Annotated in this window: 7 protein-coding genes and 1 pseudogene; 2 read left to right on the forward strand and 6 right to left on the reverse strand. The window is 42.0% G+C overall.

Translation table 11 applies throughout. The features are described 5' to 3' along the window. Positions 1-2 precede the first annotated feature (2 nt). Together L1028_RS24400 and L1028_RS24405 are read left to right on the forward strand one after the other, a co-directional pair. Positions 3-1613 carry a response regulator transcription factor gene (locus L1028_RS24400; RefSeq protein ID WP_234540498.1) on the forward strand — a complete coding sequence of 537 codons (1611 nt, stop codon included), beginning with the start codon at positions 3-5 and terminating at the stop codon, positions 1611-1613. A gap of 105 nt (positions 1614-1718) precedes the next feature. Further along, positions 1719-3398: a type 2 periplasmic-binding domain-containing protein gene (locus L1028_RS24405; RefSeq protein ID WP_234540499.1), complete on the forward strand. Its 1680-nt coding sequence runs from the start codon at positions 1719-1721 to the stop codon at positions 3396-3398. Between the two features lie 363 nt (positions 3399-3761). Here the strand turns inward: L1028_RS24405 and L1028_RS24410 are convergent, their stop codons facing one another. The 6 genes and pseudogenes from L1028_RS24410 to L1028_RS24435 all read right to left on the reverse strand — a co-directional run. Beyond that, positions 3762-4358: a DUF1349 domain-containing protein gene (locus L1028_RS24410; protein WP_234540506.1), complete on the reverse strand. Its 597-nt coding sequence runs from the start codon at positions 4356-4358 to the stop codon at positions 3762-3764. 177 nt (positions 4359-4535) lie between these two features. Continuing rightward, entirely contained in the window at positions 4536-7658 is a 3123-nt protein-coding gene (locus L1028_RS24415; RefSeq protein WP_234540500.1) for an ATP-binding protein, read from the reverse strand. 169 nt (positions 7659-7827) lie between these two features. Then, positions 7828-8427 (reverse strand): ankyrin repeat domain-containing protein, encoded by a 600-nt coding sequence (locus L1028_RS24420; protein ID WP_234540507.1) that lies wholly within the window; start codon positions 8425-8427, stop codon positions 7828-7830. 149 nt (positions 8428-8576) lie between these two features. After that, the gene (locus L1028_RS24425) at positions 8577-10088 is read right to left on the reverse strand and encodes an S-layer homology domain-containing protein (protein WP_423803083.1); all 1512 of its coding nucleotides are present in this window, start codon (positions 10086-10088) and stop codon (positions 8577-8579) included. A gap of 147 nt (positions 10089-10235) precedes the next feature. Continuing rightward, a complete protein-coding gene (locus L1028_RS24430) occupies positions 10236-10928 on the reverse strand; it encodes a response regulator transcription factor (protein ID WP_234540502.1) in 693 nt (230 codons plus the stop codon). Continuing rightward, positions 10906-11280: pseudogene (locus L1028_RS24435) on the reverse strand (sensor histidine kinase); the annotation flags it as partial. The gene L1028_RS24430 and the pseudogene L1028_RS24435, both read right to left, overlap by 23 nt. Positions 11281-11402: the final 122 nt, after the last annotated feature.

Consider the following 11402-nt stretch of genomic DNA (forward strand, 5'->3'; position numbering starts at 1 on the left):
ACATGCAGATGATTATAGTAGACGACGAAGCACACTGGGTAGATAATCTTTCCATGACTAAACCCTGGCATACGCTGGGAATTGAACATGTGCATAAAGCTTATTCAGCACGTGAAGCACTACAAATTATCGATACACATCCCATTGATATAGTAATCTCAGATATTCAAATGCCAGAAATGACGGGAATCGAATTGATAGAGCGGATAAGAAAACACAACAAAAAAATTAAATGTATTATATTATCCGGCCATTCAGAATTCGATTATGCCAAAAAAGCACTCCAGAACAAGACCGTAGATTACTTGCTTAAACCACCGACTGACGATGAATTGCTCGGAGCAGTCAGAAATGCGATCAATCAATTGAACGCAGAATGGGAGCTTATAAGTTCTCTTAAACGAACCCAGTTTACCCTCCGGGAGAATCTCCCTGTTTTGCGTGGGCGATTGCTACTGGATGCCTTACAAGGTCATCGTTTTCAAGCCGGTGAATGGGAACGGAAGCTCGTGAGTTACGATCTGCCCTTCCAATCCGGAGAATCCGCATTGATGCTGGTACGAATGGAAGAAGAATTCGGAGAGTTTGATAATACCGATCAAACCTTGATTGAATATGCGATTATTAATATGGCTGAAGAGATTATGGGAGAATTTATGGAGGTCTGGGGCGTTAAAGAGGAACATGGATATCTTGTGTTTCTGCTCCAGCTTAAAGAACAAGGAACTGACCTTGGAAAAGAATCCATATTAGAGAAGCTTTCTTTACAACTTCAATATAAGGTTAAGCAATTTCTGAAAGGCTCACTATCCATTGTAATCACGGAGTGGTTTAAGTTTCCTGAGCAGCTGTCGAATCGTTTCCATCAGGCCTCCTCCTCTTTCCGCCAAATTGTCGGAGATGAGCGAGAATTCATTATGCGGGTCAGTGACTTGGAGCTTCCCTCAGCACAAGGGCCTTTAGACGCTCTTTATACCCCTCCCTCTTTGATTCATCTACTGGAGAGTGGACATTGGGATGCGGCCGAAGAGAAATTGCTTGCCGTTTGTGCCGAACTGGATGAGAAATGGTCTGAATCCTGGGAGCATTGCATGGAGGCTGGCTTTTTAATTACTGCTTCTTTCACGAATCTTGCACATCGCAATGGTCATACACTGGCAAACTTAATGGGGACCGATATAGAAGCGTTGCAGAGTGGGGATGCTTTTACCAGCATTAGTAAACTAAGAAAATGGTCGCTAAGTGTTCTAGCCAATCTAAAAGAAGGCACATCCAACGAAATCAAAGACATACGTTCCGAGTATGTAAAGAAAATTCAAGATTATACGGATAAGAACTTGCATGATGATGTATCATTACGTGTTCTGGCTGATCATGTAAATCTTCATCCGACCCATTTATCAAAAATTTATAAGATTGAAACAGGTGAAGGTATTAGCGATTATATCTCGCGCTTGCGGATGGATCGTGCCTGTCATAAACTGAAGACCACCAATAAAAAAGTCTATGAAATCAGCATGGAGATTGGATATATGGACCCTGCTTATTTTATCAAAGTATTCAAACGGCAGTTTGGGGTAACGCCGCAGGAATATAGAGATACTAACAAATAGCATGATAGAGTCCTATCGAAACTAAAAATCTCATATAGATGACATCCCCGACAAGTTGTTAAAGTTACACTTGTAAAGATCATACACAGTAGGGGGAATTGAAGAATGATCAAGTTCAAGAAAATGTGGTCGCTTCTCACGGTCACAGCACTTATCACTCTCACAGCATGTGGCAGTAGCGGCACATCTAATGAGAACGCCAAAAATGGTAACGCTACCGAAAATACCCAATCCGAAGCAGATGCTGCTTTCGCAAAAGGTAAATACGATCCACCGATCGAGTTCAGTGCCGTATTGATGCCTAAGAAGTATGTTCAAGGTGATACCAAAGAAAACAACGTTCACGATCGCTGGATGCTTGAAACATTGGGTATGAAGCATAAAGATACTTGGTATCCTGCAAATGACGATCAATACAGACAAAAGCTTCAACTTGCCATTGCTTCCGGCGAAAAGCTTCCTGATTTCGTTTTTGCACCAACTAACGCAGTATTGACCAATCAGCTTATTGATTCCGGTCAGTTCATCGCTATCGATGAGTTGTTTGATAAATACGCAAACAAAATTCTGAAAGATCACGTTGCAGCACATCCAGAACTTTGGTACCCATTCACTAAAGACGGTAAGAAATATAATCTGCCGATCCTTGAATATACCGACAATGATGATACGCTCTTGTGGTTACGTGAAGATTGGATGGAAAAGCTGAAGCTGGAAGCGCCTAAGACCATCGCCGATCTTGAGAACATCATGGACAAATTTAAGAACGAGAACCCTGATGGCTTAGCGCCTAAAGATGTGTACCCGCTTGCAATTTCTTTGAAAAACAACACAAATACCTGGATGGGTCAACTAGACTGGTTATTCGGGGCATACGGTACCATTGAGGAACAATGGAACAAAGATAAAGATGGCAATCTTGAATATGGTTCCATTAACCCAGGTGCTAAGCAAGCACTCGCAAAGCTTAGCGAATGGATGGATAAAGGATATATCCACACGGACTCCGCCCTTTGGGATGAAGGTAAATCCGCTGAGAGCTTCACGAAAGGTGCAGCTGGTATTCTGCCAGGCGCCAACTGGGTTCCAGACTGGCCTGCTCCCGATCTTATGAAGAACGTACCTGGAGCGAAGATTAAAGGTTATCCGGTTCCAGCAGGACCAGATGGTTTGATTGGAACCAAATGGCAGAATTCTGGTGTAAATGCTAGTATCATGATTAACAAGGATGCTAAGCATCCAGAAGCGATTTTCTTGTATTATAACTACTTGCTTGATAACCTAGCTAACCCTGCTGCAGGCAGTCAATATGAGCATGGCTTTGCTAAAGGTTACGACTGGGATATGATTGATGGACAACCAACAAGTGATAAAGCCAAGATTAAAGACTTCTCCAATGAATTCCCATTCTTAACAGGTCCGGCCCGTATTCCTGATCTGTTTATGAAGACTTTGGTTAAACTTGCTGATGGCGAGACACCTGTTACACCTTATGAAAAACAAATGGCAGAGTTCCGTAAACCAGAAAACTGGGCGGCAGGAAAAGTTGTTATGTCACAACTAGACGTCCGTAAACAAAACTACTTTACCGGTGCTGCTACACCAACGATGGTTTCCAAATGGAACCTGCTTCGTCAGTCCGAAATGGAAACTTTCAACAAAATTATTTATGGCAAACTGCCAGTAGACTCCTTTGATCAATTCGTTGCCAATTGGAAATCCAATGGCGGTGACCAAATCACCAAAGAAGTTAACGAATGGTTCAAGTCTGTATCCGCGAAATAAGCTTTAACAATCATAGAAACAAGCCGGAGCGTGATTCATTCGCTCCGGCTTGTTTTTGTATAAACCGTATTAACTTTCAATCTCTAATCTACATTTCTATTTCTTCAGTATAATCTTCTAATCCCAGAATCATTTTGGCAATGTTGTTATTATTCCTCAAGCCGCTAAGTTTGGCCTTCCTAGTAATTTGTATCCTTTACGTGGTCACCGATCTGATCGATGGACCTATTGCTAAAATGACAAACACAACAAGTTAGGAATTGCACTCCGCAGATTCAAAACATACGCAAGCATTCACACCTACGGCAATAAACTGACCGGACTCCTCTTATTTAAAAGGAATATTTATCAAAAATTGATTCATTAGAAGCGACTTTCTTGCTTCGATGCCGATAAAGTTAAATAGTCAAACTTCACTAAGCAGCCTTCACCCTGCGGGGATTGCGCGACAACACCTGCTACGCATTCAGCACCTTCATTCATTCCAAAATATCGGATCAGTGTCCAATTCGTTCCGTCCTCCGAATAGGAGAAGGTGATACAATGGTTTTGCTTGGTTATACGTAAATAAGGATTGTCTACAGCAACTTGTACGGAGTTACAATCATCTGACATCCCTTCTCTTGTCACCACAGACACGATTATGGGATACTGTCCGTTAAATTCAAAACAAATCTTTGCCCAGTTATGATTGTCCATCATAAACATGAGGCATCCTGAATCATATTTATGGCGCATATCGACACTTATTCTGGTTGTCATTTCAAAGGAAGCTCCAACAGGTACGGATAAGAATGGCGCTGAGCTTACGATATGCTTTCCTGCCGGGTCTTGGAAAAAATCCGATTTAGGAGGTGCAATTATTGTAAGCTCATCTAAGTCTGTAAACTCCCAACGCTCGGGGCGATTCATCCAGCTCAGTATTTCTCTTGTCTCGTTTACAAATAAGTTATTAGTCATCATTCTTATTCTCCTATCGTGAATGATTTTTTGATTACAAATTTTCCTTTCTTTGTAATAATGGCAGGTAGCTTTTATTTTTACAATCAATGATGCAACAATAGTGAAATATTCACATAATTTCCTAAAGAAAACACCAAAAAGGGATAACTCCAAAGAGTTACCCCATGATCATAATCAATCCTTATCAGGAATGATAAATGACACCGTAGTTCCCAAACCAGGGATACTTTGAATTTGCAGGCCACGTCCATATAGTTGTATCAATCTTCTATCCGTATTAAGTAGCCCAATACCTTGATTCTTATAGCCTTTTGGATTTAGCAGCTTGCTGACTTGAGCTTCGTCCATTCCCAACCCTGTGTCTACAATGTTAAAATGGACAGCATCCGCACGTGTCTCAATGTGAATACGCAGTGTTCCGCCTTTAGCCCGACTTAAAACGCCATGTCGAACAGCATTCTCAACAAGAGGTTGAATCGTAAGCGGAGGCATCAACATTTCAAGATTCGCATCTACTTCCCATTCCACATGGAGTCTCTCCTCAAAACGTTGCTGCTGGATATATATATAATTCTCCACCAATTCAAGCTCCTGTGACAGCGTAACGAGCTTGCCTGCATTTAAGAAGTCAAAACTAATGCGTAGATAAGTTGTGAACGCATCTGATAGCTCTCTCATTTTTGCAGTATCAAAGTCACTTAAGGACATGATCGAATTCAGTGTATTGAAGAGAAAGTGTGGATGGATCTGCGCTTGTAAATAAGCACCCTCCATCCTCAACCGGTCATTGACTGCTCGCTTCATAGATGAAAGGGATAAGGCACGATACTTCAACTCCATTGCATCTACCGGCTTGGTAACATAGTCGTTTGCTCCAGCCAAGAAGCCTGCATAGACATCTTCCCGCTCACTGCGTGCAGTCAGTAGAATAATAGGCAATTCATACATCGTAAACCGCTCGCGGATTAATCTTGTCATTTCATAACCAGACATCCCCGGCATCATCACATCAGCGATGATCAGATCGAATCGATCATGGTTTAACTTATCCAGGGCTTCACGTGCAGAAGTCGTAGTCACCATCTGATAGGTTCCATCTGACAAAATATTTTGCAAAACTTTTAAATTGACCGAATCATCGTCAACCGCCAGAACACGAATAATATCAGCGTCTGTATCAAGCTTCGTGAGTGGCTCTACTTCCTTCGTGGAATATGTGGCGGCCACCATAGTAGAGGCCTCAGCGGTGATCCATGAGCTAAATGGTGACAATGCTTCTGTATTCTTTTCTAGTTGGGCATCAGAAATGGAAGACTGTAAACTCTCATTGACTTCAGGTAATTTGAAGCTAAACTTACTTCCCTTGCCCGGTTGCGATTGCAATAATAATTCACCACCGTGCAGCTCAACCAACTCTTTACAAATACTAAGACCCAGACCGATACCACCTTCACCGTAAGCTCCTTGTTCATAACGCATAAATACACGCTTTCTCAGTGCCTCATCCATACCAATTCCTGTATCCGTGACATGGATCCATACCTGCCCATCCACTTGTTCTGCTGACAGTACAACACTTCCCTGTTCGGTGAACTTAAGCGCATTATGAACTAGATTAATCAGAATCTGTACCAATCGCTCCTCATCAGCATATACACGCGGCAAATCCTCATTAATGTCCATGCGAAGCTCCACCTTAGTCCCACCGGTCAGGAAGCGTAACATATCCAGCACGCCCTCAGCCAAGGACCTTACTTGCACCATCTTGATGTTCATCACAATCCGTTTATCCTGCAATCTCACTACATCTAGCAAATCATTCAGCATGAGCGACATCCGCCGACTGACCATGATTAGCAGTTCCATGTCACGTTGACTCTCTTCATCCAGTACATGTTTCTTTCTTGTTAACACACTCTGAGCAATATTCATAATCCCATGCAAGGGAGTCCGTAGTTCATGAGATGTATTGGCCAGAAAACGATCCTTTAATTTGTTGGCTTCAGCCAATTGGGCATTCAGTAACACATTTTGATGGGAATGATAAAAATATCTCCTAAACCAATAGGTAGAAAAAGCGGCAAGTGCAGCAATTAAATCTACTGGATAAAACATAAATTGTGAGGTTCCTGCGTAATAGACAGACGCCCACATTATGTTATTAATCACAGCTAGTACTGAACATAATAAAAATAGAGCTCCCTCAGCTTGAATAAATACCATTTTCATAAAATAATAAGCCGTCCAAAATACTGGAATGTAATACAGGATCATATAGACCCCTTTTTCGATCGAAAACAGCACTGTCTCTTCTGGACCAAAGATTATAAATAGAGTAAAACCGAGGAGTGAAAGGATATAACTATAAAAAGCCTTACCTTTCTGCAGGTTCCCAAAGAGCTCTCTTCCCATCAGGAACAAGAACAAGCAAAACCCTATATATGAAAGAACCTTTAGCTTCAATGTCCAGGCAAAATCAACTTGAAGAAACTGGAACAATAGTCCATTATGTTCAACCCCAATAGATACAGCTGCTGCGACCATCAACGAAAAGAAAATAATCAACTCTGTTTTTCGCACATCCATCAAATAAATAATCAGTAAATAGAGCCCGTGAATCAAAAGCAATACCCCTACAATTAGCTGCAAGCCAATGGAATTCCAGTAGACTGAATCTATCTCATGTTGAATGCCAAACTCTACAGACCTAACAATGCCTCCTTTTAACGGAGACCCGAAATTTGACGTTCGAACAAATAGATCCATTTGGTTCTGATCTGTCGGTAAATAACTGATCAGGAATGACTTCGCGGCAGAAATATGACCTTTTTTCTCTTCAGATAACTTACCGAATCGTGAGAGGACTGTTCCATTAATCTCCACTTCAGAAGCAGTATAGACCGATTGGAACCAAAAGCTAAGCGGCTCAGACAAGGGTTGATTCAGCAGAATACGCAAATGATAAGTTCCGTATCCATATGCCTTCTCTTGATCTGCTGGATTGAATTTAGAAGTCCAGTTACCCGGCACCTGAAGCCTCTGCCCTTTCGTAGCGTTGTCAATATTGGTAGCATTCACCCATTGTTCAGGATAGAATTCCCATTCACCATCCAGCGGAAAGGAGCTTAGTGATTCAATATCCACTCCACGTAAATCTAACACACCTTGCTTCACAGCAGGTGGATTGGACAACGAAAAATGATTATGCCAGCCCCATCGCACAACAATCAACAGACCGATAAATACTACTATGTATAATAAATGACTTAACTTAATCTTATTCTCCGAAGTCCTCATGCACGCCTCATTCTTCGATAAATTTAATAGTGCTATATTCCCATCTTCCACTATTGAATATTATAGTCTGATTATACTATATTACGAGGTCTGTGGAGTTAAGTAATCCTGTATTTAAAGGACAAAGAAAAGGAAACTCCAAATTGATCGGAGTTTCCTTTTCTTACAATTATAACGACTCACTACGTTTATTCATTAGCATCTCAACCATTTCTTGATAACCCCTATTTTGTGCATGCTGTAAGGGGCTAATTCCATTAGAATCCGCAAGTTGAATGTCAGCACCATGCTGAATTAACAATTCCACTATAGTCTGATGTGCCTTCCCGCCATCGCCCAGTATGATCGCTTCAAGTAATGCAGTCCAACCCAGATTATTGACATGATCAATATTGACATCAGAACTTGTAAGAAGCTCTTCCACAATGTCTACATGACCGCGGTCAGCAGCAGGGATAAGGGCGGTTCCCCCAAACCTGTTCAGAATGGATGTATCAGCGCCTGCAGCAACAGATATCTTTACAAAATCAAGCATACCTTCAGCCCCAGCGTAGAGAAGCGGATTATCCGAGCGATTGTCACGAATATTAATGTCGGCGCCTTTTTCAAGCAATAATTTGAATATATCCAATTGATTCGTGTGTACAGCGATCATAGCGGACGTCCTACCATCATTGTCTGTAGCATCAATATCTGCACCATCTGCTAATAGTTTTGTTATATGCTCCTTATCTCCTTGACGTGCAGCAGTTAACAGTCTTGGTTCAATTTGTCCATTTCATTGCTCACCTCCTGAGTTGATTGCTGCCCTTGGTTGTCTAACACCTTGAAATCATCTGTCTGACATCCTGATATAAAGAGAAGGAGTGTCAAGACGAGAAAGCGCATGACTTTCAACACCTTTCATGTAGACTCACCTTATTTCGAAGTGAATGTGGCTTGAGAAGTTGCCCATGCGCCTAGTGGTGTTACAGTATACACTGTCCCAGCAGCCAATTTACCGCTATTCGTAATATCGAATACACCTACGGCACCTTTACGACTGGAGAATTTATAGGTTGCAACCCATTTGTCTCCGTTTGGAGCGGTTAGTTGTACACTACGACCCGAAATCAATTCATCGCCAGGGTCTTGAGCCAAGGATACATTGATGGATGTATCGCTAACAGCTTCCGCACCAGAGATTTGCAGTGGAGTTATTTCTTTTGCTTCGAATGATGGATTTGCAATATTAGCCCAGTCCGACGTTATAGTATATTTCACGCCCGGTTTCAAGACTTGTCCTTCAGGAAGTCGGAATTTCGGCTCAATCTTACCATCTGTTGATTGTGTAAATGGAACATACTTGGCAACGATGGATGCCCCACCTTCTGGTGTAATTGTTACTTGTCTACCTTGCATGGAAGGAATGATTTGATACGTAATGCCATTTGTTCTGTTGTTCTCATCCAAAACAAATGCGTTAGCACCACGACCACCACTGTATGCAGAGATGACATATCCATAGTCAATGACCCCATTTGTTTTCAGTGCTTCAATCTCAAAGGTATCGTTGGTTACCTGAGTGGTTGTTGTCATATCCACCTTGGCTGCGTTTCCTGCAAATGATCCTGCATTCTTACCTTTGTACGATAAGTTATAGGTTGTTCCAGCTTTTTGCACCGATGTAGGAACAATGTACGTTGCAACAGAACCCGATTTCAGCCGCGGCATATTCGTCAAGGTTAGACCGTCATTGAATACAAAATCTTCTTTTGCTTTAGCAAACACCTCATTCTCAGCTGTCAAAGAAGCATCCAAGGTTACGATTAATGTAATTTCATTGATCGATTTCACACTTGTAATTTGAGCTTTATCGGAAGGCATTGCTTTACGTGCTGTATTCAGTAAGGCCGCTACTTCTCCACGTGTTGCGGGTTCAGCAGTAGAATTCAATTGATTAACCCAGTACTTAACCGATAAGACGTCACGCTTTAGCGCCTTCGATACTACTTGCACAAGCTCTTCATCCGTTACCGTTTCATTAGGGTTAAATTTACCATCTACCGTTTCCATTATCCCTAAACCAACAAGTACTGACGCATATTTGTAATACCATACGTTCGAATTCACATCGGTGAATGGAGCAATGTTCTCCTCGGCGCCTTGTAATTTAAAGGTCAGTACTACCATTTTCACTAATTCTGCACGATTGATTGGATGGTGTACACCCATCGAATGATCTGCATAACCCTGTAACACACCTAGTCCCGCAAGCACTTCAACGGCTTCTTGAATTTCTTTATCTGATAACTTAGATGCTGCTGCGGATATCCCCTTATGGCTTGATGCAGGTGCTGCTTGTACATTTAACACCCCAAAAGGTAAATAGGTTGCACCTAGTGTTGCTGCGACCATGAATGCTGCTGCTTTTTTAGCTACGATTTTCACTATATTTCCCCCTAAGATCATTAAGTTATTTGTTGTTCATGTTTATAACTAAATGATAATGGAAAGAAATAAACTCCCCAGAAACGATTTATTAATAAAGTATTAACCAGAGCTTAAAATTATCGAAAATCTTCAAGAAAAACGCCATTACACCGTAAACCGGTATCCCGCACCCCACACCGTTTCAATATATTGTGGATTCGAGGGGTCCGCTTCCAGTTTCTCCCGTATTTTGCGAATATGAACCGTAACCGTTGCGATATCCCCGCTGGAGTCCATCCCCCAGATCCGTTCGAATAGATCATCTTTGCTGAATACCCGATTCGGATGACTCGCTAAAAAGACCAGTACATCGAACTCCCGCGCGGTAAACAAAACCTCATGATTACGTACAAACACCCTGCGGGAATTTTTATCGATATGAACTCCACGGATTTGGATCTCATGCTTCTCCATAGGTTCTAGCTTACTAAGCATGCGTTCATATCTAGTTAGATGCGCCTTCGCTCTTGCTACTAATTCACTTGGACTAAAGGGCTTCGTAATATAATCATCCGCTCCAAGATTAAACGCCCGAAGCTTATCGATCTCCTCTTTCTTCGCAGATACGATAAAGATCGGTACTTCCTTCGCCTCCCTAATCCGGCGGCATAATTCAAAACCATCGATGCCAGGTAACTGCAAATCTACGATAATAAGATTGTAATCCCCTCCAAGAGCATGCCCAAGCCCCTCAGAACCTGTATGACATATATCAACGGCAAAACCGCTCAGCTCAAAATAATCTTTTTCCAATTGCGCTATCGTTGCCTCATCTTCAATAATCAGAATCCGTGTCATGCGAATGAAATCCTCCTTCTTCGGTCGTGCGCTTTAAAGTAAAGAACAGGCTTGATCCCACACCTGGTTCACTTTCCATCCATATCGACCCGCCATGCCCTTCAATAATCTGACGAGCGATCGCAAGACCAAGTCCACTACCGCCTGTCGATAGGTTCCGAGAAGGCTCTGCACGATAAAACCGTTCAAAGATATGTGGAAGAGCTTCGGCATCAATACCCATTCCATTATCCTTCACTGCAACAGTCACCCATTCACTATCCACTTGCAGAGAAAAACGGATTAAAGGGTTCGGCTTGTCCATATACTTCAGCGCATTCCCAATTACATTCAGTAATACCCGTTTTAATTTATGACGGATTGTAATATGAAGTGCGACAGCTGCTAAGAGAATAAAAAAATAGCCCATGACTGATTCGTGTAGAATGAAGTTACCACACCACCCCTACATAAGGAGAATCAGAACATGAACTA

The organism is Paenibacillus pseudetheri, assembly GCF_924513355.1.
Taxonomy (GTDB): Bacteria; Bacillota; Bacilli; order Paenibacillales; family Paenibacillaceae; genus Paenibacillus_AQ; species Paenibacillus_AQ pseudetheri.

Excerpts from the sequence above, each read along its gene's own strand:
- L1028_RS24400 (WP_234540498.1), top strand. The coding sequence starts at position 3 with ATGCAGATGATTATAGTAGACGACGAAGCACACTGGGTAGATAATCTT.
- L1028_RS24405 (WP_234540499.1), top strand. The coding sequence starts at position 1,719 with ATGATCAAGTTCAAGAAAATGTGGTCGCTTCTCACGGTCACAGCACTT.
- L1028_RS24410 (WP_234540506.1), bottom strand. The coding sequence starts at position 4,358 with ATGACTAATAACTTATTTGTAAACGAGACAAGAGAAATACTGAGCTGG.
- L1028_RS24415 (WP_234540500.1), bottom strand. The coding sequence starts at position 7,658 with ATGAGGACTTCGGAGAATAAGATTAAGTTAAGTCATTTATTATACATA.
- L1028_RS24430 (WP_234540502.1), bottom strand. The coding sequence starts at position 10,928 with ATGACACGGATTCTGATTATTGAAGATGAGGCAACGATAGCGCAATTG.